The 22,145-nt window shown below is 72.0% G+C and carries 18 protein-coding genes; all 18 read right to left on the minus strand.

Annotation, left to right across the window (positions count from 1 at the left end):
• Nucleotides 1-131: 131 nt before the first annotated feature.
• Complete coding sequence (locus KPL60_RS24625; RefSeq protein ID WP_226367361.1) at nt 132-1,931, minus strand: type IV secretory system conjugative DNA transfer family protein; 1,800 nt, start codon at nt 1,929-1,931, stop codon at nt 132-134.
• Between the two features lie 84 nt (nt 1,932-2,015).
• Nucleotides 2,016-3,062 carry an acetylxylan esterase gene (locus tag KPL60_RS24630; protein ID WP_226367362.1) on the minus strand — a complete coding sequence of 349 codons (1,047 nt, stop codon included), beginning with the start codon at nt 3,060-3,062 and terminating at the stop codon, nt 2,016-2,018.
• 821 nt (nt 3,063-3,883) lie between these two features.
• Nucleotides 3,884-5,038, minus strand: a complete 1,155-nt coding sequence (locus tag KPL60_RS24635) for a C40 family peptidase (RefSeq protein WP_226367363.1) — start codon at nt 5,036-5,038, stop codon at nt 3,884-3,886.
• An 8-nt stretch (nt 5,039-5,046) separates the two neighbouring features.
• A complete protein-coding gene (locus KPL60_RS24640; protein WP_226367364.1) occupies nt 5,047-6,744 on the minus strand; it encodes an ATP-binding protein in 1,698 nt (565 codons plus the stop codon).
• On the minus strand, nt 6,741-8,273 hold the full coding sequence (locus KPL60_RS24645; RefSeq protein ID WP_226367365.1) for an SCO6880 family protein: 1,533 nt from the start codon (nt 8,271-8,273) through the stop codon (nt 6,741-6,743). The genes KPL60_RS24640 and KPL60_RS24645 overlap by 4 nt, the downstream gene beginning before the upstream one ends.
• A 142-nt stretch (nt 8,274-8,415) precedes the next feature.
• The gene (locus KPL60_RS24650) at nt 8,416-10,266 is read right to left on the minus strand and encodes a type IV secretion system protein (RefSeq protein WP_226367366.1); all 1,851 of its coding nucleotides are present in this window, start codon (nt 10,264-10,266) and stop codon (nt 8,416-8,418) included.
• A gap of 11 nt (nt 10,267-10,277) precedes the next feature.
• Nucleotides 10,278-11,030 carry a hypothetical protein gene (locus KPL60_RS24655; protein ID WP_226367299.1) on the minus strand — a complete coding sequence of 251 codons (753 nt, stop codon included), beginning with the start codon at nt 11,028-11,030 and terminating at the stop codon, nt 10,278-10,280.
• Nucleotides 11,031-11,161: 131 nt separating this feature from the next.
• Complete coding sequence (locus KPL60_RS24660; RefSeq protein WP_226367300.1) at nt 11,162-11,503, minus strand: hypothetical protein; 342 nt, start codon at nt 11,501-11,503, stop codon at nt 11,162-11,164.
• Between the two features lie 112 nt (nt 11,504-11,615).
• Nucleotides 11,616-12,677 carry a hypothetical protein gene (locus KPL60_RS24665; protein ID WP_226367301.1) on the minus strand — a complete coding sequence of 354 codons (1,062 nt, stop codon included), beginning with the start codon at nt 12,675-12,677 and terminating at the stop codon, nt 11,616-11,618.
• Nucleotides 12,674-13,456: a serine protease gene (locus tag KPL60_RS24670; RefSeq protein WP_226367302.1), complete on the minus strand. Its 783-nt coding sequence runs from the start codon at nt 13,454-13,456 to the stop codon at nt 12,674-12,676. The genes KPL60_RS24665 and KPL60_RS24670 overlap by 4 nt, the downstream gene beginning before the upstream one ends.
• Before the next feature lie 309 nt (nt 13,457-13,765).
• Nucleotides 13,766-16,150: a transglycosylase family protein gene (locus KPL60_RS34330; RefSeq protein ID WP_305080721.1), complete on the minus strand. Its 2,385-nt coding sequence runs from the start codon at nt 16,148-16,150 to the stop codon at nt 13,766-13,768.
• Between the two features lie 83 nt (nt 16,151-16,233).
• Nucleotides 16,234-16,671, minus strand: coding sequence for a hypothetical protein (locus KPL60_RS24680; protein WP_226367303.1), 438 nt, complete (start codon nt 16,669-16,671; stop codon nt 16,234-16,236).
• Nucleotides 16,672-16,781: 110 nt separating this feature from the next.
• Entirely contained in the window at nt 16,782-17,117 is a 336-nt protein-coding gene (locus KPL60_RS24685) for a hypothetical protein (protein WP_226367304.1), read from the minus strand.
• A gap of 41 nt (nt 17,118-17,158) precedes the next feature.
• A complete protein-coding gene (locus tag KPL60_RS24690; protein ID WP_226367305.1) occupies nt 17,159-17,677 on the minus strand; it encodes a thioesterase family protein in 519 nt (172 codons plus the stop codon).
• On the minus strand, nt 17,677-18,939 hold the full coding sequence (locus KPL60_RS24695; RefSeq protein ID WP_226367306.1) for a family 16 glycosylhydrolase: 1,263 nt from the start codon (nt 18,937-18,939) through the stop codon (nt 17,677-17,679). Before KPL60_RS24695 ends, KPL60_RS24690 begins: the two co-directional genes overlap by 1 nt.
• Nucleotides 18,936-19,904: a MinD/ParA family protein gene (locus tag KPL60_RS24700; RefSeq protein WP_226367307.1), complete on the minus strand. Its 969-nt coding sequence runs from the start codon at nt 19,902-19,904 to the stop codon at nt 18,936-18,938. Before KPL60_RS24700 ends, KPL60_RS24695 begins: the two co-directional genes overlap by 4 nt.
• A gap of 368 nt (nt 19,905-20,272) precedes the next feature.
• A complete protein-coding gene (locus tag KPL60_RS24705; protein ID WP_226367308.1) occupies nt 20,273-20,845 on the minus strand; it encodes a hypothetical protein in 573 nt (190 codons plus the stop codon).
• A gap of 686 nt (nt 20,846-21,531) precedes the next feature.
• Nucleotides 21,532-22,145: hypothetical protein (locus KPL60_RS24710; RefSeq protein WP_226367367.1), on the minus strand; the 614-nt coding region annotated here is incomplete at its 5' end.

The following is a 22,145-nucleotide window of genomic DNA, read 5'->3' on the forward strand; positions in this document are numbered from 1 at the left end:
GGTTCGATACTGATCCCGGGTCAGCTCGGTGACTCGCCGCTCCAGGCCTTGCAGTCGCGGACCTGCCGGTGCCGGGCCCGATCCATTCGCTGTGCCCGCGTCGCCGGCCGCAGTGTTGGTGGAGTCGCTGCTCATCGCCGCCATCCTGCGGTGGGCCGGCGTGCTCCGCTGGCGGTGTCGGGCGTGGTGCGGACCTGGCGGCCTTCCAGTGCGGCGGTCTCGCGGGCCACCCGGCGGTAGCCGGGTTCGTAGCGCAGCATCGCGGGGTGGCGGGCCAGGCCGAGCGCGAGCACGTGCCAGCGGGGCATCGCCCCGATCGTCGGCCCGGTGATCACCGGTTCGGTGGTGAGGCGGCTGCTGGTGGAGGTCGAGGTCGGCATGCTCGCACCGAACAGGCCCGAGCCGGGGTTGTGGTTGGTGCCCTCGGTCTTCTCCCGGGCCGGGCGCTGCCCAGCCAGGTAGGACAGCTCTTCGAGCGTGTCCCGGTCGTTGATGGTGGGCAGCGCCAGCCGGGTGGGCAGGTTGCGCCAGATGGTGTCCGCGTTGTCCTTACCCCAGGTGGTGGCCAGCTGTGACAGCGCCTGCACCACGGCGACGACGGTGATCCCCCAGCCTCGGGAGTCCCCGGCCCACTTGTGCAGCGGTATCGGGGTCATGTGCGCCACCTCGTCGAGCAAGAGGTTGAGCGGCTCGCGGAGCCGGCCGCCGGGCTGGCGGGCCGCGACCTGCTTGGCCTCGTGGAAGATCTGCTCGGTGAACGCGGTGAACAGCGGCGCCAGCCGGTGATCGTCATCGGAGCCGATCATGTAGAGGGTGCCGCGGGCCCACAGCCAGCCCTCCACGTCGAAACCGCGGCCGCGGCCCGGGCGGCACGCCGCCCGCACGGTCGGCGAGTCCATGAACGCCACCGCTGAGCTGACGGTGGCGAAGTAGCCGTCGCGGGTCTCTTTGACGGTGTGCAGGATCGCGCGGAGTTGGGAGTTCCAGCCGGCGGGGGTGTCGGGGTGCTGGTCGAGGATGGTCAGGGGGGTGTGGTCGTCGTCGGGATTGTTGGCCCAGTGCATGACCGCGGTCATGTCGTGTCCGCCCAGAGCGGCGGCCATGAGGTAGCAGCGCAGTGTCTCGGCGGCTTTACCTGCCCAGAAGGTGGCTCGAGCGATGCCGTCGGCGCCGCCGGCGCCGCGGACCAGCGCCCAGGCCCTCCGGTCGGCGGTGGACTCGTCCGAGCAGCCCGATACCGGGTCCCACCAGGCTGTGTTCGCTACCCCGCCGAGGCCGAGGGGGTTGAACACCGCGGTGGGGCCGATCTGGGCACGCAACGCCTCGGTGGCCACCGCCAGTTCCGGTTTCGTCGAGTTGATCAGCGTTGCGGCCGGGCTGTCGAGGGCCAGGTGGATCAGCAACTGGGTCTTGCCCGAGCCCTGCGGGCCGAGCACACAGACCCCGGACGACCACGGCGCCCACACTTCCCGTCCGCGGACCCCGCGCAGCCCGCGGGCGCCGGAGACCAGCTGACCGGGGCTGAACCCGTACCGGGTCACCGGCACCCCGCGATCGGGTCGGGTGTGTGGCTCGCGACGCTCGCCGTCGCGGCGCAACGCGTCCGGGCCGGCCACGGTGTCGTAGTCGTGGCGGTCCAGCCAGCCCTCCGGGGCACCGAGCTCCCGGCGAAACCGCTGGGTCGGCGAGAAGTACCAGCGGCGATGCCCGATCACCCACCCGATCGGCACCAGTCCCACAACGACGATCACCGCCGCCACCACCTGCACCACACCGGTCAGGTCGGGCAGCGGGATCAGCCCGGGTGGGGGAAGCAGCACAGCGGTGGGTACACAGCCCAGCACCACACCGACCACGACCGCGGCCACGCCGCTGCCCGCCGCCAGCCAGTGATCGCGTCGGACCTCCCGATCGGGGCGACGTGCCACCATCACCGCCTGTTCTCCCCAGCCGTCGGAGACGGTGACTCTGACATGTTCACGGGGAATCTCCTCGCCGTCGTGCCATCGCTGGTGTTATCGCTGGAACAGGTCGCTGCCGAGGTAGATGTCCCAGTCGGCGTCGGTGAGTCCGTGTCCTCCGGGGCGCAGGTGATAACTCATCCCCGGCCCGCGGAAGCTCGTCCCCGCGGCCGGTGGCCAGGTGGTCGAGGGCAGGCCGGTGTCGCCGAGCCCGTAGAGGGCATAGACGGGGGCGGCGGCGAGGTAGGACCCGAACTCGCCCTGGGGGTCGGCGTTGGCGTCGTCGACCGCGGAGGCGACCACGACCCGGCCCGGTGCGATCAGGGCCAGGAGCTCGTGCTGGTCGACCGGCAGGGCGCCGGCGTTGCCGTCGTAGCGTTTGTAGGTGTCGGGGAACCAGTGCGGGAATCCTGAGTTGATCGCGCTGATGGATTCGCCGGTGGTGTCGCGGCGGGCGAGTTTCGCGCCGGTCGAGCCGGAGTCGTTCGACACCACCACCGGGAACCGCGGATCCTGGGCGCCGGCCCACAACGAGGCTTTCCCCCCGCGGGAGTGCCCGATGACCGCGACCCGACTTGGGTCGATGCCGGTGCTCGCGGCGGCGTCGGTCTGCAGGTAGTCCATCGCGCGGCTGGCGCCCCACGCCCACGCGCTGATCGTGCGCCCGGCGTCGGCGGGGAGGTCCTGTCCGGCGGGGTAGAAGGCGTTGATCACCCCGTTGCGGTAGGAACCGGGGTCGTCGGGGGCGACCTGTTCGGCGTTGAGTGCGGCCAGGGCGTACCCGGCGCCGGTGATCTTTGAGGCGGGGGCGTAGCCGCCCGATCCCGGGGTGTCGCCGACCGAGCCGCGGTGGTCGATCAGCAGGAACGTGCCCTTCGGTGTGCCCGATGTCGGGGTGAACAGGCGCAGGGTGAAACTCGCCTGCCCTGCGGGGCCGGTCACGGTGATCGTGACCTTCCTGGCCGACCCGCTCCCCGCCGTGTTGTCACCGCCGGCCTCGTCGTAGGTGGTGGTCGTCGGCGCGGGCAGCGTCGTGCCGTACACGTTGTCCTGAAAGGACTTCAGCAGCTCGGGGCGGCGCTGCTGCTCCCACTGCCCCACACCACTCACCCGTCCACCAGCGGCCAGGACCAACGGATCAGGCAGCTCCACCCCCTCAGGCCCGACAGCCCCCGTCTGCCGGCCTACCGCCAGGGGGAGCACCGCGACGTTACCCAGCACCGGTGCGCCCCACATCGGTGCGCCCGGTACCGGTGTGCCCAGTACCGGTGTGCCCAGTACCGGTGTGGCCAGTACTGCTGTGGCGAGCAGCGCCGCGGTCGTGCTGCGAGCAACCAGCATCTGCCACCGCGGCGGCCGCGGGGCGGCCCCGAGTGCCGTTGTCCGGCGGCGATCGATCACCACGACACCACCACCGGGAACGTGGTCTGTTCTCGCGCAGCCTGCCTGTACCGGGGTGTTCCCTCTCCGGGGGTGGCGATGTGTGGATCGGTTCTGTGTTGCCGAGGTCGTTCTGTGTTGCCGAGGTCACAGTCCCGGTTCATGGTGAGAGGGTCCTTCCTCGTGGAGTAGGGGATGCGCGCGACCGGCCGCACCGATGGGGGTGCGGCCAGGTGAAGGGAGGTAAGCGATGCGCAACCGCGGATGGTGAACTGCCCGCTACCGATCGGGGCGCCGGTCGAGAACTCCCGATCGGAGGCTCTGGCCGGCGCCCCACCGCCCCCGTTACCCCCGCGGTGGCCGGTCCCTGTGGTCACCGCATCGTGAGCGTGGAACACCGGTCCGTGGCGACGCCGGGGCGGTTATTGTGATCGGCGGGTCCGGGCCGGTGTTTCCGGATCCGTCACGGTGTACCGGCCCGGAACCCGCCACCACACTCGCCACGACGGCGCCGCGCGCGTCGGCGCGTGCTGTGGGTGTGGTCATGGTGTGGCCTCGGCGAGTACGGCGTCGCTCGGCCGGGCCGGTCCTGCGGAAACACCGGCCGGGCCGGTGATGTGGCGGATGTGGGTGATCTGATCGGCCCAGTCCGACAGGGGCTGCAGGATGACCCCGGTGGTGGAGTCGTAGGCGTTGACGACCAGGCCGTTGCCGACGTACATGCCGACGTGGCGGGGGTTGGCCGGCGAGCCGAGCGAGCCGGGGATGAACACCAGGTCCCCGGGCGCGATGGTCGCCACGTTGGCGGGGGTGCCGGCGGTTTTCTGGTTGACCGTCCCGGCGGGGATCGGGATACCGGCGGCGGCCCATGCGGCGAGCATGAGCCCGGAGCAGTCGAACCCGTCGGGGCCCTTCGCACCCCACACGTAGGGTTTGCCGAGCTGGGCCAGGGCGTAGCCGACGGCGGCGCGCTGGGCGGGGTCGGTGGGCGGGACGAATCCGGGCGGAACCCTGGTGGGGTCGATGTTGGACGGGGCCAGCGGTACCCCGGCGCCGCCCTGGTCGGGGCACGCGAACACGGTCGAGGCCAGCCGCACGTTCGGCGCGGCTCCGGGCGTGGTGGGGACCGGGTTGTCGGGGCCGACCCAGAATCGGTCGACCAGCGCTGCGGCCGGTGCTTCTTGGGGGGCGTAGCGGTCGGGGAACGCCGAGCGTTGCACCGCCTGGGCGGCGGTGCCTGCGGCCATGGTCGCCCAGCCGGGCAGCGCGACGAGCCGGTCGAGGAAGATCCGGGTGGCGTAGTCGGGGTTGAGGACCTGCTCGGGTGTGCCCCAGCCCTGGGAGGGCCGCTGCTGGTAGAGCCCGAGGGAGTCGCGGTCGCCGTAGCCGACGTTGACCAGTCTCGATTCGACGATCACCGTCGAGATCGCGATGACCGCGGCCCGTTTGGGCAGGCCCTGCCCGACGACGATGTTGACGATCGTGGCGGCGTTGTCGGTCTGCTCGGCGTTCCAGTCGGTGCCGCCGATGGACTGCGACCCGCCGCCCAGGCCGCCGTCACCACCACACCCGCCACCAGGGAGCGCGCCGCCGGACAGCACGGCGAGCATGGCCATGCCCATGCTGACCGCGGCCGCGACGAACACCAGCATCGCGGCCGCGGCGGCGAGCACGATCGCCGGCTTCTTCTGCTGCACCGGTCAGCTCACCAGCCCGGCGCCGTCGCCGTAGTCGGTGCTGGTGATGGTGTGCTGTTGGTGTCGACCGGTGCCAGCGGTGGCCGTGTTCCGTTACGCTGATCTGGCGTGGTTTCCGCAGGTGGAATGGGGTTTTCACGAAGACCTGCGTTGGTGTCGAAGATCGTTTTCTCGGTCGCGGAGAGCACGGTCTGGATTTTCATGCCGGGTCGGTTCTCCAGCTTCCACAGGGCGCGGCCCTGGCCCTCCATCGCCCAGCCGGTGATCACGGCCTGCTCCCGTTCGGATAGGCCGAGTTCTTCGGCGAGCTCGTCGCCGACCCGCGTGGACTGGCCGAGCAGGATCCGTGAGCTGCACAGGGCGAGGAGGTCTTTGGCGATGGAGACCTCCTGGGAGCCGGCGGCGCCGACCGAGAGCAGGTCGGAGGGTTTGTGCATCACCAGGAGTTGGATCTTGCGTTCCGCGCGGGACAGGCGCAGGTCGGAGTCGACGGCCTGGACCGCGCGTAGGCCGAGGCGCATCTGGCGCCAGACCTCGTCGCGCACGACGATGCGCACCCCGCCGTCTGCTCCGCCGTCGTCCTGGAGGTCGGTGATCATCGACGACCAGGACCCGAGGCAGGTCAGAGCGACCGCGATCGCCTGATCGCCCCTGCTCCGGAGCAGGGACAGGTCCATGGACTGGACGGGGGCGTCCCAGTCGAGGTCGAAGTTGGTGGGCTCGTCGAACAGGCCCGACAGCGGGCCCACGACGAGGTTGGACAGGGCGTCGGTGATCTGGCGGGTGTGGTCGACGAACTGGCGGTGCGATGCGAAGCGGGTGGCCTGCCACAGGTCGTCGTCGGGGTCGGCGAGCTGGGCCACGACCTGCGGGATCGTGATCGGGCGCAGCTCCGAGTAGCCGTCCGCGGCGCCGACCAGGCGGCGCAGCACGGTGGACAGGACGAGCTCGTCGGTTACCGTGGGCGAGTAGCCCTGGGCCTCGGCCAGCGCGGTGAGCAGCCGGGTCCAGCGGGCCAGGATCCCGGTGAGTTCCTCGTTCTGCCGCTCGGCGTTCCAGGTGTTCCAGCGGGCGCGGAGTGGGCCGAGGTCGAGGGCGTTGAGCCGGTGCGGGCTACCCCGCCCCAGCGCGATCGGCGTGATGCCCAGCGACCGCAGCAGCGGCGTGTACTCGCCCTTCACATCGCCGGAGATCAGGGAGCGGACGCCGAAGAGCATCATCCGCAACATCAGCGCTACGACCGTCGAGGACTTCCCGCGGCCGGGTTCGCCGAAGACCACCAGGTTCGGGTTGGTGACCATGCCGCGCAGCACCCACTCGGTGGGGTGGACGTAGAAGGCGCCCCCGGACTGGGTGTCGTAACCGAGCCGGGCGCCGATCGCGGGGACGCCGTTGGAGGCCAACAGCGGGAACAACCCACCCACCTCAGCGGTGGTGGCCTTGTAGACGGGGGCGCGGCGGGCGGCGTCGACTGCCGCCCAGCCGCGGCCGGGTTCGCGCGGGCCCTGGCGGGGTGCGGTGGCCTGATTGACCCGCTGCCGTCCGCGGCGAGTGCTGGTCTCGTCATCGCCGGTGTCGGGGGTCGGCGGGGTGGTGAGTGGGATTCCTTGGAGGTCGGTGAACTGGCTGAGCAGCTCGTTGGTGCTGCGCGGCTCGACCCGCCGTGTACGGCGGCCGCCGTCGAAGGGGTTGAACAGTCGGCTCATGAGTCGAAGGCCCTCTTCTCCCGGGGCAGCCCGATCCCGACCGGCAGGGCGGCGGCGACGAATGCCGAGTCCTGGGCGAGTTCGAGGCGCAGCAGGTGGAACCGCCCGGAGGCGTCGTTCTCCAGGCGTGCGGCGTGGTCCTCGACGTTCCAGTCCGCTGGGACGGTGATGGCCGAGGCGACGGTGAACCGCACGACGGCGTGGCCGGCGGCGACGGCGGCTTCCTGGTCGCGGGCTCCGCGCTGGCGCCGCGAGTCGATTGCGGTGGTGTTGAACCCGCGCTGGGCCTTGGCGTCGACGAGCACGTTGTTGCGGAACCGATCCGACTTGACCACCCGGGCGCCGGCGGCGGCGGAGAGGATCTCGTAGTGGATCTGCAGGGTGCGCCGCTCCCCAGCGGTCCGCACTGCCAGCAGCGGGCCCAGAGAGCCGAAGATCGTCCCGGACTCGGGTGGCTGCACGGCGTAGGCGACCGAGGAGTAGCCGTCGTGGTGATACGCCCTGGCCGCGGGGGTGGGGGCGAGGGCGGGTCCGGCCTGGGAGATCGGGAGTCCGGCGGTGCCGTCGGGGTCCGGGCTGGTCAGGTGCCGGAACGACAGCCCCGCTGCAGCGGCGGGGTTGAACCCGGTCTTGATCGCCTCGGCGACCCCGGTGGAGGACAGCCAGGTCACCGACTGCACCCCCAGCCCGCGCAGCCCGTCGGCGACGCCCTCCAGGAGCCGGTACAGCGCATAGGCCCGGCCGGCGATCCCGCCGCCGGCGGCCTTGGCCGGGCGGCGCAGCGCCTCCTCGGTGCCGGAGACGGTCACGAACAGCTCGGTGCGCACGGAGACCGACGCGACGTCGCGGTCGATCTCCGCGGTCACCTGCCGGGCGAGGGCGGGGGCGTCGGAGCGTTGGTGGCGGTCGCGCCACACGGCGTACTCGGTGCCGTCATCAGGCACGGTGCGTACGAGCAGGGAGACGCGGTCGACGACCTCGCGGTGACCGAGGCCGACCAGCATCGATCCGAGGCGGGCGGCGAGACGTTCGCAGTCGTCGTCGGACAGCATCCCGACCCCGGAGTGGGTGAGTTTGGCGGTGGCGCCCCAGCGTCCTTCGGTGGTGTCGTGGATCAGGCAGATCCGCGAGCCGTGGAACTCTGGGCCGTCGGGGAATTCCAGGCGGGCCAGCACCCCGGGCAGGTCGGGCTCGGTGCGGTCACCGGCGAGGCCGGCGGCGGCGCGGGACTGCCAGGGTGACCAGCGCATGAGGACTCCTGTCTGGAACATGATCAGGTCGGCCAGCCAGCGGAACGCGGGGCGGCCGTGGATCGGGATGAGGATCAGCACGGCGACGATCGCGGCGAACACCGCCCAGGACAGCGCGGCCGACCACTGGTTGCGTGACATCGCGATCAGCGCGGGAGCACAGACCCCGATCAGAAGGAACGCCTGGACCGGGGTCATCCCGGCGATCCAGCCGATGCCTTCCTTGTGGTTGAGGCCGCGGTAGACGCGCGGGCTGCGGGGTTCGGTGGTGGCGCTCATCGACTTCCCCTGCTGGCCGTGGCCGTACCCGGCCTCACCAGGGGCGCGCCGGCGGCGAGGCCGGAGGTAGTCGTAGTCGTCAGTGCACCGACGACGGTAGGGGCACCGACGACGGTAGAAACATCGGCGATGATGGGGTTGTTCATCGATGGTCCTCGGGCTCGGAGCGGTGGGCAGCAGCCGGCCTGTTCGGTGTGGTGGTGGGCCCGTCCGTGCCGGTGTTCGTGCCGGTGTTCGTGCTGGTGTCCACCGGGAGGGCCTCAGGAGTGCGCGGCGCCGGACCCGGCTGCGTCGGTGGGCCGGTGTCCGGGCCAGGGGCGGGGTGGCCGGTGTCAGGGGGCTGCGCAGCGACCGGACCAGGACCGGGACCGGGACCGGGGTCGGGTCCCGGTCCGGGGGTGGGGTCGAGGGGGCCGTTGTCCGGGCCGCCGTTGTCCGGGCCGTCGCCGGGGTGGGGGTCATCAGGTGGGGTGCCGGACCAGCCCGAGGTCGCGGTCGTCCCTGCATGGGCGCCGCGCGTGGCCGCGCCGACGTCTGCACCGCCCCCGCCGGCGGGTGCGGCGCCGGGGTGCCCGACACCGGTCTGGGCCATCTGCGCCGACCCGTAGCCCCCGGCGGCACCCGCGGCGGCTTTGGTGGCCATATAGCCGCCGACGACCGCCGCGGCCGCAACTCCACCGGCCGCGCCCAGCCCGGCCGCCGCGCCACCCGCGGCCGAACCACCGCCCGCAGCTCCGGCACCGCCGGCGCGTCCGGCGGCCGCGGTGGACCCACCGGTGGGGGAGGCGGCAGTGGAGCCGCCCAGCTCGCCACCGCCCCCGGCCGACGGCCCGCCCCCACCACCGCCGCTGCCCGAGCGCGCCATGCGGGCGACGTTGATCGACTCACTGGTGCCCCCATCGGCGCCCGGCGCCGACGAGCCCCGGGAATCCCCGCCGCCTGCCCGTAGCGCCATTCCCGCGCCGGTGCCGGGGTCGACGAAGGCGAGGAGCCGGTAGAGCACCATCGGGCAGAACAGTGACACCAGCAGCACCGCGGTCCCGGCCAGCAGCCCGGCGACCCCGGTCGCCCTGCTCATGACCGAGACCCCGATGAGCAGGACCAGCGCGAGGGCGGGTTTCATCAGGATCGCGGCGAGTAGCCAGCGCACCCCGCGCCAGAACGAGGGCGCGGTGGAGTCGGTGACCAGCATCGCGGCCAAGAGCGGGATCGTGGCGACCAGGACGAGGATCGCGGCCTGGCGGAAGATCATCTGTAGAGCGAAGCCGATCCCGGCCGGGATGACCCCGAACAACGCGGCCAGCCCGAGGATCATCGAGCGGACGTTGTCTTCTGTGTTGGCGAGGTCGGGGTTGTCCCCGACCCGGGCGGCGACGGTGTCGTGGGCCAGTACCGCACCGAACGTCGGGTCACCGCCGAGCTGGGACAGGAAGAACGTGGCCATCCCGTCCGCGGCGCCCAGCAGAACCGCGACCATGCCGGAGGTCAGCGCGATCGCCATCCCGAACTGCAGCGGGCCGGTGAACGCCCGGAACATGCCGCGCCCGCCGCGTAGCGCGACCGAGATCAGCTGGTAGAAGAACAGGCCCAGCGCGATCAGGGTGGCCAGCGCGACCAGCGACGACCACAACGACAGACTCTGCTCACCGGCCGCCGCGGCGGCATCCGCAGCACCGGCGCCAGCACCGGTGGCAGCGCCGGGGGCGTCTCCAGCGGTGGCGGGGTTGGGTGGGGTCGGGCGTTGCCCGGCCTGGCCGGTGATGGTGCTGGGGTCGACCCAGGACACCTGGTCGGCGAGTTCGAACCCGGCGCGTAGGACCCACACCCCGGCGTCCCACACCTTCTGCATGGCGGCGTCGAATCCGGACTGAACGATCGAGCCCAGGAACCCTGAGCCGGAGTCGCCTTTCCCGGACGACCCACCGCCGGGGGAGGGTTCGGGCAGCGGGGGTGGCACCGGGGTGGGATACCGGATGAGCAGTATGGAGGTCATCGCTATGGAAGTCATCGCTGGATGTCCCGCCAGCCTGCGGCGATGGCCTCGTCGCTTCCGGGCCAGGCGCTTGGTGCGGTGGCCGCGGTCGGACCCGAGGCGATCTTCCACTGGTCGTTGACGCGTCGCATCGGTAGGCAGTCGCCCCAGCCGAAGGAGACGACCCGGCCGTTGTTGTCGGCGACGAACTCACCCAGGGCACAGGCCACGACATAGGTGCCGTCGGCGGTGCTGCCCTTGACCATCGCACTGGTCGGGGTCCACGACATCCGCAGCCCGCTCGACGACGGCCCGGTGGGTCGCAGATGCGCACCGCGACGGAGGTCGGCGAGGTCGTTGCTGGTCGTGGTCCGGCTCGCAGGCTGAGCGCCGGGTTCGGCGACGGAGTTGTACGTCTGGGCCCAGACCTGCGGGTCCCCACCGGACAACCCGACCCTCATCAACTCCACCAGCTGCGCGACCGCACCCTCAGCGGTGTCGGGGAACCCGGTCGGAACCAGGGTCGCGACGAACTGCTGCGGTGCGGGGAGCACGATCGGTGGTCCCGCGGTGCGGGTGGACAACGCGTGGGGCTGGATCGCAGCCAGGGGGATCTGCAGCATGGGGCGGGCGGCGAGTTCGGCCTCGGCCGCAGGTCCGGAGGCGCTGTCGCCGGTCCCGATCGGCGCGGGCTGCGGCGGCGCCCCTGCGGCGGAGCCCGCGGGGTTGTCGAACATGCTGGTCAGCGACACGATCAGCGCGACGACGAGCACGAACACGAGCACGGCGGCCGAGCCCAGGATGAGTAGCGCGCGCCGTCTCCCGCCTGCCGAGCGTGGGTGTCGCGGTCGGCCCGGGCGCAGGTCGATACGCGACCCGTGGGGGTCGGGGTTGTGGGGATCCAGCAGGCGGGCCATCAGTTGGCTCCGGCGGCGAACTGGGTGACCAGGGTGTAGCCGAGGCCGAACAGGACGGCGAGGGCGAGGCTGGACACGATCATGCGGGCGCCGGTGCGTCCGGAGCCGTGGTGGTCCCACATCCGTCCGGCGGTGGAGGCGACGATCCCGCCGAAGAACAGGCCGAGGATGCAGATCCCGGCGATCCAGATGACGTAGCCGACGACGTCCTGGATGGCTTGGGCGCCGGGTGGGACCTTCGGGCCGGGGTTGGGGATGTCCTGCGCCGGCAGTGCATCCGACAGCAGTCCCGAGGAGTGGATCTGGGTCAGCGACTCGCTGATCACGTGGATGGCAGACATGGCGTGGACTCCGCAGGAGGTGGGATGGGCGGTGTGGCGTGGGGCGAACGTCGTGGGCTGGTGTCGGGGTGGGACCGCCGGACTCAGCAGGGTCAGACAGGGGGCGGGCCGGTCAGCGGCGTCTCGGGGAGGGGATGAGTCGCCAGGAGGCGAGGAGCGGGCGTAGCGCGTCGACGGCGCGAGTGGGGCTGGGTTCGTCGGTGACCCCGCCGACCTCCCACGTGGGGACGTGTGGGACGAACAGGGCTTCGTCGAGCAGCGTGGCGATCCGGGGTCCGGCGGCGCCGGTGACCCCGGGTGGCCATTTGCGGGTGCCGTTGACGATGAGTTGGTAGATCGGGGTGGCCAGCCCGCGCCGGATCCACGGGTCGAGGCGGGCCAGGAGCTGTTCGGCCTGGCGCAGCGAGGGCCGGGTGGCGCGTACGACCAGGATCGGGCGCTGGGTGGGTAGTCCGCGGCGTAGCCAGCCCCCGGCGCCGTAGAGGGGGGTGGCGGCGGCGCGCCAGCCGCCGTGGCCGAGGTCGACGACGGTGGCGTGCAGGGGGTCGGGTGCGGGGTCGGGGAGCCAGTCCGGGGGTGGGGGCACCATCCCGGGTGTGATCGTCGGCAGGGCGGTTTCGAGGCGGGCGAGCAGGGCGTCGTCGCGCCAGCTGTAGCGGACGGTGAGGTGCTGGTTGACCTGCCGGGTCCAGGGTCCGGTGGTGGCCGCGGCGGTGGTGAGCCCGGAGCGGGCGGGGTCGTCGGCGTCGATGAGCAGCGCGCAGCGCTGGTCCTGCTGCAGCGCGTCGACGATCGCGGCGGCGACACAGGACGCTCCGGCTCCGGCGGAGCCGGCGAGGACCGGGATCAGCGGGCCGAATGCGGCCCAGGACACCGGCCGGGACTGCGGGAACACTGTGCGGGTGCGGGTCTGGGCGGTGTCGGTGGCGGCGCCGAGGTCGGCGGCGACGTCGATCGGGTCGGGGCGGTAGTCCTCGTCCGCTGTGGCGCCGGCGGCGGCTGCGGCCGCGGAGGCGGCGTTGACCAGGTCCTCGTTGTCGACGATCTCCAGCCCTCCGGGTGCGCGCGAGCGCGCCGCCGAACCGAGGATCTGGTTGAGCTCATACGGGCTACGTGGCTGCGTGGGGGTGGTCCAGTGATGGCGCGGGTCGGCCGCGTTCCTGGGTGAGGTCATCGAGTGCCTCCTCGAGGTGCGGTCTGAGCGACGACGGGATCGGGCGTGGACGGACTCGGCCTGCTCGTGGGCTGCTTGGGTCCGAGCGCGGCAGAGTCGGCGGCCTCGTACACGGTTCGGGCGGTGTCGTCGAAGCGCGGGGAGACGAGGGTGGTGTCGTCGCCGCCGGAGACGACGCCGATGACCTGGCCGCGGCCCGCGGCGGCGTCGGGGCCGGCAAGCCAGGGCCCGCCGGAGGCGCCCTCGGTCATGTCGCAGCTCAGGGCCAGGACCTGTCCGGACGGGCGGTCGGGCCGGTCGAAGGGTTGCACGGTCGCCTGGCCGTCGCAGCCGCGCAGCGACTGGCCGTCGTAGATGCCGGTCGCGGGGTAGCCGAGCGCGGCGACCGGCAGTCGCGTGTCGGGGTGGGTGTCAGGGGTGGTGAAGCGGATGCCTTGGGCGCCGAGGACCTGTTCGGGCGCGACGCCGTCGCGGGGGAGCAGGGTCACGAACGCGTAGTCGGTGGGGGCGGCAACATCTTCGATGGGGGAGTTGGCCTCCTGCCAGGCCGGGGGGACATACGCGGTGTCGACCGCCCACCGGCCCAGGGGCTCCTCGCCGGCGGCGTAGCCGGGGATGAACAACGCGCCGTCGACTCGCCAGGCCCCGTCGAGCCACACGCAGTGCGCCGCGGTGGCCAGCACCCTGCGTGAGTGCGAGGCGACCACGGTGGCCGAGCACTGGTGGCGGCCGCCGTCGACGACCAGCACCCCGACCGAGGTCGCCGCCAGGCCGCCCACGACAGGTCCGGCCTGGCCCTGCACCGGCCCGGGCGCAGCAAACCCGGCACGCTCGGTGGGGGTGGTGGGGGTCCTCGGGTCGGCCGGCATTCCCCACGAAGCGGCCGACCCGAGTCCCACCATCCGATCGCCCTGCGGAGCGTCGGAGGTCCACAGCGCCACCACGGCAGCTGTGACGATCAGCGTAGCGGCTACCGCAACGACCACCCAGGTGGCGAGCACTGCGGTAGCGAGCGCTCCGGGGGTGGTCGCTGCGGTGGTGGTCGCTGCGGTGGTCGGCGTTGTGCGCGGCGTGCTGGTGGTCATCGTTCAGGACAGCCCGAGTCGCCGGGAACACGCGGGCCAGGCCTTCCAGCCCTGCTCGGCCTGGACCTTCTCCGCGACGGCGATCTGCTGTTCGCGGCTGGCCTCGTGCGCCGATCCGGTGCCGCCGTAGGCGTTCCATGTGGCCGGGCTGAACTGCAGGCCGCCCTCGTAGCCGTTGCCGGTGTTGGTCTCCCAGTTCCCGCCGGACTCGCACCGGGCGAGCCGATCCCACATGGCCGCACGCGCACCGTCACTCGCGGCGTCGCCCTGGGTGGCTGCTTCCTGGGCCTTTTCCGGGTCGCGCGGCGCCTCCCCTCCCGTGGAGCTGGCAGAGCCGGTCTGGCCCTGCCCACCCGAGGGGACACCGCCCGCAGTGCCATCACCGTCACCGGACGGTGTCGTGTCGTCCTGTCTCTGGCCGCCCTGCGGCTGACCAACACCGGTGCCGGTGCCGGTGTTTCCGGTGGCGGTGTTGTTGCTGCCGGTGGCGCCGGGACGCTGGATGGTCTCGCCGGCCTGGGGCTGCTGCGCCGCGCCCGAGGACTCCTGCGCCCCGCCGGAGCCGGTCCCGGTGCCGCCGTCAGTGCCGCTGTCGGTGCTGTCCCCTCCGCTGCTGGAGGGCTGCTGCTGCGCGCTACCCGAGCTGTCCTGCCCCGCGCCCGTTTCATCGGGCTGGGCGGGCCCGCTGTCGGGGCTGGAGCTGTCCGGGCTGGAGCTGGTCGAGCTGGAGCTGGCGGTCCCGTTCTGCGAGCCGATCCCTGCGGCGTCGAGCTTGTCGGCCAGCTGCTCGGCCAGCGGGTCGGCATCAGCTGCCTGGTGGACCTGCTCGGCCAGCTTCTGCGCGCCCGCCTCCCAGGCATCGCCAGCACTGCCGGCGCTTGCGGTGTCTGCGGACTCGGTCGAGGGTTCCTGCGTCGATCCCGATCCGGTCCCGCTACCCACAGAGCCGTCCGACGAGCCCGAGCCGGTGGACGAGCTGGAGGAGTCAGAGCTGCTGGACGAGTCGCTGTTGGACGAGTCGCTGCCGGACGAGCCGCTGCTGGTGGTCTCCGACGACGTCGGAGACGTCGAGTCCGACTCCGACGAGTCCGGTCCAGACGAGCCGGATGAGTCGGGGGAGCCCCCGCCCGGGTGGGTGAGGTCGCCCAGCTGGTCGAGCTTGTCCAGGTCCGCGGGGTCTGCGCCGAGCTTCTCGAGCTTGTCGCGGTCGAGCGCACCCAGGATCGAGGTCCGCAGATCGTCCGCGCCGGCGTCGGGACTGGCGCCCAGGGCCTGCATCAGCTCCCCGACCAACCCGATCGCGATGCGGGCCTTCTCCAGATCCTCAGCGGATTCGCCGCTGCCGCTGCTGTTGCTCGACGTCGAGCTGTTCGAGCTACCCGAGTCCGAGTCGATTCCGGAGGTGCTGTCGGGGGAGTCCGTGTTCGGTTCGGTCGAGGTCTCGGAGGTGCTGCTGGTCGGGACGCCGCTGTCGTCGGAGTCGCCGGCCGGGGGCTCCTGCGAGCTGGTGGAGCTGCTGGTGTCGGGCTGGGCCGCGGCGTCGGCAGCGGCGTCGGCGTCGGCGTCGGGTGTGTTGCTGGGTTCGGGGGTCGGTGTCGGTTCGGCGGGGGACGACGTCGGTGCTGCAGGTGCTGCAGGTGTCGTCCGGGGCGCTGGTGCTGCGGGTGCGGCTGTGGTGGCCCCGGTCGGTGCGATACAGGTCTCGGGCAGCGCTGGTTCGGCTTGGCGGCGCGGGTTCGGCGCTGCCGGGCCTGCGCTGCTGTTCGTCGAGTTGTCTGCGGCGGGCTTGGGCGCGGTGACCGTGTTGAGCGCGTCCTCAGCGCCACTGATGGCGTTGACGGCTCCGTCGGCGGCCCCGCCGAGACTCTGGTCGAGCTCACCGACCGGTCCGGGCTGTGGGGGCTGGGGCTCGGTGGGGAGCAGGTCGGCCGGGGTCGGGCCGAGTCCGGCCTTGGCCAGGCGGGCGGCGACCCGCGCGATCTGCGGATCGGTGGTCGCGTCGCCCAAGTTGTTGAGTTGGTCGGAGACGTCGACGGCCTTCTGCCGCCAGCCCGGGGGTTGGGTCGCGGGGGTGAACCCGAGTCCGGCGATCTCACCGGCGAGGTCGTGAGCGCGGGTGTCGTCGCTGAGGGTGAGGTCGGCGAGCAGCGCGCGGGTCTGGGTGCGGGTCTCACGTGCAGTGGCGAGGGCCCGGGCGGCTTTGCCCTGGTTGCAGCTCAGCGCGGTCAGGCCGAGGTCGGCCGGGAGCGGGCTCAGGGAGAACGCGGTCCCTCCGATCAGGGCGCCGGCGGTCAGCATTGCGACCGCGGTGCGGCGCGTGGCCGGTCCGTGGGACGAGGTGGGGACGTGGGCGGCCCAGGAGGGGCGGGGCTTGTGGCGTCGGGGCATGTCGGAGGTCCTCTGTCGGGTGATCCGGGGGCGGGCTCACATCCAGGTCAGGGCAGGCTGGGTGCGGATAGGTCAGTACCGGCTCACCTGCTCGCCGTTCGCCCGAGCAGTGCGGTGTCCGCGGTCAGGACCGGCCCCCACACGTCCGCGGCGTGGTCCTGGGTGTGGGCCTCGTTCCACTGCAGCCCGTCTCGGCTGATGTGGACGACATTCCCGGCACCACCGGCACCACCGGCACCACCGGCACCACCGGCACCACCGGCACCACCGGCACCACCGGCACCACCGGTGCTGTCGGTGCTGTCGGTGCTGTTGTGGGTGGTGAGGTCGGTGTGGGTGTCGCCCAGGACGCAACGCAGGATGAGTGGTGTGTCGCCGACGGTGACGTTCAGGGTGTGGGTGGCGGGGCACTGGGTTCCGTTGTCGTCCCATGTGCCGTCGCGGCCGCGGATCACTGCGGCCTCGAACCAGAAGGCCTGGCAGTCGGGGCAGAACAACACGGCCTGGTCGGCCAGTCGCATGTGGGTGGCGGTGTGTGTGCACAGCGGGCACCGGTAGGTCCCAGCGGCGGGATCCCAGACCAGCGGCGGCGGACACGGCCGATCCACCCGACCGGTGTGGGCGGTGGGGTTCATGCGACGTCTCCCGACGGCGCCGGTGCCGTCCTCGACCCGACACCGGTCCCGCTCCCGCTCCCGCTCCCGGTGTCGGTGTCGGTCGCGGTCTTGGTGGTGGATCGCGCGGCGGCGTGGGTCTGGGCCGCGTCGCGAGCGGCCTGGGCGGCGTGCTCGGCGCGGGCGGCGCGGCGTGCTCGTCGTGCGCGGCGGGCGAAGAAACCGTTGTCTGTGAGGTGCTGGATCAGATCAGTCGTCGTCCCACCACCACCGCTATCGGTGTGGTCGTCGGGGTGGTCGAGGACGTGGACGATGTCGGAGTCGGTGGCGTCGGGGGGCCAGGCACGGCTCATGGGCGAGCTCTCTCAATCAGGGGCTGTGTCGGGGGGTTGTGTCAGGGGCGGGGGAGCCGGGTGCGGAAGGTGTCGACATCGACGAGGTGCTGGGTGATGTGGCCGCGGGCGATCACGACGCCGTTGTGGTGGTTGCGGGCGGTGACGGCGAACTCGAACCGCGTCCCACCCCCACGCCGGCCCCCACTCCGGCCCCGGTCACGGTGATCGGTGCCGGTGTGGGTTGCGGTGGTGCAGCGGGCGGCGGCGATCAGCCGGTCTCCGGGGTGGGCGGGGGCGCGGTGGGTGATGTCGATCGCGGTGCCGACCAGGGTCTGTCCTGGTTGGAGGTGGTGTCGGCGTAGGTAGGTCATGCAGGGCGCTTCCAGGAGCCCGACGAGGTATCCGGTGGCGAACACCGGCTCGCCCAGAGCGAAGGCTTCGAGGTCGGGGTGCAGGTCGGGGACCAGTTGGTTCGGAGGGACGGTGTAGTCGAGGTACTCCACGTGCCCCACCGCTTGGCGCACGTCGGCTGCCCGGTCGGCGGTGGCGGGGCGCTGGTGTCCCAGGGTCGTGGCCATCACCGACCACCCCCAGAACCGCTGTCACGCGATCCGTCGGAACTGTCGTCGCGCGAGGTGTCACCGTTCGAGTCCGGAACCGAGTCCGCCCCGGTGGAGCCGCCGAGGGAGACGTCGGCGCCGGCGTCGACGCCGTCCTGCCCGGCCGAGACGTCGACCCCGACCGAGGCGTCGCCGCCGGTGAGCTCGTACTGGCGGACCCAGTCGACGTGCATCGCCGCGCCGCCTGAGGCGTCGCCGCCGAAGTAGTCGAGCTGGATGGTCAGGTGCATCGGCCCGGGCGGGTTGTGGGACTTGTCGTCGTCGGTGAACCACGGCTTGCCGTCGACGAGGTAGGTGATCTTGTCGGGGGTCCACTCGACGGCGAAGGCGTGCCACTCGGTGGCGTCGATCTCGACCGAGCCCTGGGTCTGGGAGTTGTCCGAGCCGTAGTGCAGGAAGCCCTCGACCTTCTGCCGGGTCCCGTCGGAGATCTCCATGAAGTCGACCTCGCCGCCCTCGGGCCAGTTCTCCGCGGTCGGCCAGAGCAGGAACAGGGTGTGCAGCGACCCGGCCCCGGGCGGGGACTGGGCACAGCCCTCCCAGCGCCCGTACTGCTGGCTGTGTGGCGACCAGGCCATTCCGCCGGCGTCGCCGTTCTCCGAGCCGGTGATGGTGAGCTGCCCGTCGGCGACGCTGATTGCGTCCGGGGTCCGGCGGCCGTTGCCGCCGTGGCCGGGCCCGTCGTAGGCGTTCCAGTCCCCGGAGATCGAGGTGCCCTCGAACTCATCAGCCACCTTCGGCTCGCCCCAGCCGAGCGTGTCCGCGGCGGTGGTCGTGCACTTGCTGGCAGCTCCGCCGCCGGAGCCCGTCCCGCCGGAGCTGTTCCCCGGGTCGGCGCCGGTGCCTCCGGTGCCGTTGCCGCTGGAGTCGTTGCTGCCCGAGCCGTTGCCTGTGCTCGGGGCCGTGCCGGTGTCGCTGGAGTCGTTGCCGGACCCACCCGACCCGCCGGAGCCGGACCCGCTGGAGTTGCCGGTGCCGGGCTCGTAGCACTGGGCTGGGATGAAGCCGGGCTTGTTCGCGCCGACGTCGAGCAGGGCCCGGCGCAGCTTCTCCGCCCGCGCGGAGGTGTCGCCGGTGAGCTCGGCGAGCACGTGCACCGCGGTGATCCGCCACCCGCACTCGACCCCGCCCTCGGGGGCGGCGGCCGGGACGAGCCCGGACGCGGTCAGGGTGGTGGTGAGCGCCAGCGCGGCGCCCACGACCAGCTGGGGACTGATCACCGGGGACCGCCGGGGTCGCTTGGCGGGGTGCGGAACCCGTGGCTGGCCAGCCCGTGGGTGCGGCGGCCCTGGAAGCCCTCGGCGACGGTTGCGGCGAGCTCGAGCGCGGCGTCGCGCGCGGCGGGGGTGAGGGCGTCGAAGTCGATGATCCCGCCGGCCTGTAGGTGCGGGTCCGGGGGAAGGACGATCACCGCGCGGCAGCGTTCGGCGAAGAAGTCGCGGATGACTTGGTCGTCGATGTCGGGGCTGTGGCGGTCGTAGGACAGCACCACCACCGCGTCCTCGGTGAGGTGGCGGTATCCGTTGGCGGCCAGCCAGCGGAACGTGCGCGCCGCGCGGGAGGCGCCGTCGTTGGTGGGGGCGCCGACGATGACCAGGGAGTCGGCGTGGCGCAGGCTGGCCTGCATCGCTGAGTGCATGATCCCGGTGCCCGAGTCAGTGACGATCGCGTTGGCGTATCGGGCCAGGATCTGTAGCACGGTGGTGTAGTCGGTGGCGGAGAAGGTCTCCGACAGTTCTGGTTCCTGTTCAGAGGTGAGGACTTGGAGGCGTGCGGCGAGGTGGGTGTAGCCGGCCAGGTCGGTCGCTGACCGGATGCCGGCCAGTCCGTGGAGGAGATCGCGCACGGTGGTCTTCGCAGCGTGGGTTTCGCCGACGAGGCGGTCGCCGAGGGTGCCGGCGTCGGGGTTGGCGTCCACTGCGATGACGCGGTCGCCGCGGTGTTCGGCCAGGGCGAGGCCGAGGAGCGCGGACACGGTGGTCTTGCCGATACCGCCTTTGATCGAGGCGACCACGACCGAGTGTGGGCCGGGCAGCGGGGTGCGGATCTTCTGCAGCTGATCACGCAGCCGGGCCTCAGCCTCGGACAGGCCGGGATTCCACCGGCCGCCGGTCAGCTGGTAGGCGAGGTGACGCCATCCCTGCTTCGGGCGGGAACGACGCTCACGGACCGCTCCCGGCAGCACCCCGGTCTCCTCATCCCACGCCGGGCGGAACGCCTGCGCTTTCGCCGAGGCAACCGGCCCCTGTTGAAAGGGGGCGGCCGCGGACGGTGCCGACGGGGGAGGAGTCGACGGCCGGGCCTGTTCGGTGGAGGCCGCGGGCGCAATCGGCGGGGTACCGGGGAAGTCCTCCGGGGCGGCTGCAGGTCGAGACAGCGGGGCGGCGGGTGCGGTTGCACGCGTGGCCGGTGGTTGGGCAGCAGGGACCTGGGCTCCGTCGTTCCCGGTGGCCGGAGCGGCCCACGCGGCGCCTGCGTCCAGCCAGGACGGTGCGGAGGGGGTGTTGTTGGTGCCGTTGGAGGAGGACATCAGCAGCTACCTCTTGGTGGGGGTCAGGAGGAATCGGTGGGGCGCAGGTGCGGGTCGACGACCAGATGGCCGTCGTCGTGGCGGGTGATCGGGACCGTCATCCGGACCCAGTTCGCCTCGACCGCCACCCACGCCGGGTCCGCCTCGGGCGGGGCGCATGACGGGCCGAGCAGCCCGGACAGCTCCACTTCGGCGGCCCCGGCGTGGCGCGGGGTCTCGGGGGGCGGGCAGGCGCGCGCGTAGGTGGTGACACGGACGATCACCTCGACGAACACCACCGTGTCGCTCGGCCGGTAGATCCGGCCCGGCAGTGGTGAGTCGGCGCGCTGCCTGCCCGCACCCGACCACCCCCAGGTGCAGGCCTGGGGGACAGCGAGCAGAGGCCTCAGTACCTCTGCCCGGCGGGTGGGGGTGTCCTCATCGAAGGACTGGAAGTCGGTGGCGAACCGACCGGCGAAGCTCGCCGCCTCCAGGTCCGAGATGGGCTCCAGCGATCGTACGGAGCGTGAGAAGGACTCCCGGCCGGCCGAGTAGCGGGTGACGTCTCGCCCGGTATGCAGGCCGCGACCGTTGTGGGCCGACTGGGGCAGGTCCATGAGGGAAAGCGACGATGCTGGCCGCCCCTGCGGCTCCCCGGCCACCAGGGATGGCTCGCCGCCCGGCCGCTCTTCATCCTGCTTGAGAGCAGACGTCGAGGTGGGCTCGCCTGGATCCGTGACGAGTTTCTGTGGCTCCTGCTCGTTCCCCTCCGTCCCGGGAACCTCTGGAACCACGGGGGATCGCGGCTGACCCGCTGGTGGTGCTGCCCGGTGAGGGCGGATGCGGGGCGCGGCTTCCGAACGGGCAGGAGACCACCGCGGTTCAGGGGCAGCGACTTTCGGGGTGGCGCGCTCCGGAACGGGGGTGGACGCTCCGTCAGATCCCCGCCCTGGCGCGACCCTCCACATTGATCCGTCGGCGAGCGGCACGGGACGCGAGCGGCGCGGCATCAGAACCGCCCCAGGTGAGACGACATCAGCGACGGCACGGGGTGCACATCCATCGTCTCCTCCAATAGATGCTGCATGAACTTCATTCACAAAAAATAGAAACTGGGCTGTTGGCTCATTTGCCTCCTGGGCTTCAGGAGGCCGTGGGATCTACGTCTCGGTCGATGGTCGTCGACCTTGCGCGAGTTGCTGGTGCTGCCGTGGGCGGTCGCGAGGCCGGATGTCTTGGCCCCTGTCGTCGCCCGGGGCGATCGTGAGCGCGCCGGGGTGGGCACGAGGAGGGAGGGGCATAGTCAGTCGCCCTGGACTGCGTTGAACTGTTGCTGGGCTTCCAAGGCCAGATCGATGGACAAGGCCGATCGCAGGGCCGCGGCGGCAGAGGGAAGCCAGTGTCCGGTCCCGTCAGCCGCCCCAGGCGCAGCGTCGCTTCCGCTTCCGGTGGCCGCTCGAATGGCGGCCAGCGCGCTGATGGCTGCCGCCGACAGGGCAGAGAGGTCACGTTCCAGGCGCGCGGTTAGCGCTGCCGGTGAGGCCTCCACCAGGAACTCGAGTTCGCTGCGGGTGTCCTGCCACTCCCCGTGATGCCGCGCTTGTTCCCGTACAAGAAGCAGGTCCATCGTCAGCTTGCGTTGCTCCCTGCGGTCAGCAGCGCTGGGGTGAGATACTTGGCCCTTGACGGTGCCAGGAGTACCGACATTCGAAGGCCGATCGCTGTGCGGCGGAAGCCCGGAGCGGCGGCGTCCGCCGCGTGGACCACTGTCTGCGAACGACAAAAGATGCTCGGCGTGGAAACTTATCTCGTCCTGGCGACGCATCACATCTCCCAGGGCTCGCCGATCGACCACCGGAATCTCTGCCTCACACATGTGCAGCGGTCCGGAGGGGGCAACCGAAGAAGGTTCCCGCT

This window comes from Pseudonocardia sp. ICBG162 (genome assembly GCF_020496225.1).
Lineage (GTDB): Bacteria > Actinomycetota > Actinomycetes > Mycobacteriales > Pseudonocardiaceae > Pseudonocardia > Pseudonocardia alni.

Bases quoted from the DNA above. Each gene is read 5' to 3' on its own strand.
- KPL60_RS24625 (WP_226367361.1), bottom strand. From the start codon at position 1,931: ATGGTGGCACGTCGCCCCGATCGGGAGGTCCGACGCGATCACTGGCTG.
- KPL60_RS24640 (WP_226367364.1), bottom strand. From the start codon at position 6,744: ATGAGCCGACTGTTCAACCCCTTCGACGGCGGCCGCCGTACACGGCGG.
- KPL60_RS24645 (WP_226367365.1), bottom strand. From the start codon at position 8,273: ATGAGCGCCACCACCGAACCCCGCAGCCCGCGCGTCTACCGCGGCCTC.
- KPL60_RS24650 (WP_226367366.1), bottom strand. From the start codon at position 10,266: ATGACCTCCATACTGCTCATCCGGTATCCCACCCCGGTGCCACCCCCG.
- KPL60_RS24660 (WP_226367300.1), bottom strand. From the start codon at position 11,503: ATGTCTGCCATCCACGTGATCAGCGAGTCGCTGACCCAGATCCACTCC.
- KPL60_RS24665 (WP_226367301.1), bottom strand. From the start codon at position 12,677: ATGACCTCACCCAGGAACGCGGCCGACCCGCGCCATCACTGGACCACC.
- KPL60_RS34330 (WP_305080721.1), bottom strand. From the start codon at position 16,150: ATGCCCCGACGCCACAAGCCCCGCCCCTCCTGGGCCGCCCACGTCCCC.
- KPL60_RS24680 (WP_226367303.1), bottom strand. From the start codon at position 16,671: ATGCGACTGGCCGACCAGGCCGTGTTGTTCTGCCCCGACTGCCAGGCC.
- KPL60_RS24685 (WP_226367304.1), bottom strand. From the start codon at position 17,117: ATGAGCCGTGCCTGGCCCCCCGACGCCACCGACTCCGACATCGTCCAC.
- KPL60_RS24690 (WP_226367305.1), bottom strand. From the start codon at position 17,677: ATGGCCACGACCCTGGGACACCAGCGCCCCGCCACCGCCGACCGGGCA.
- KPL60_RS24705 (WP_226367308.1), bottom strand. From the start codon at position 20,845: ATGGACCTGCCCCAGTCGGCCCACAACGGTCGCGGCCTGCATACCGGG.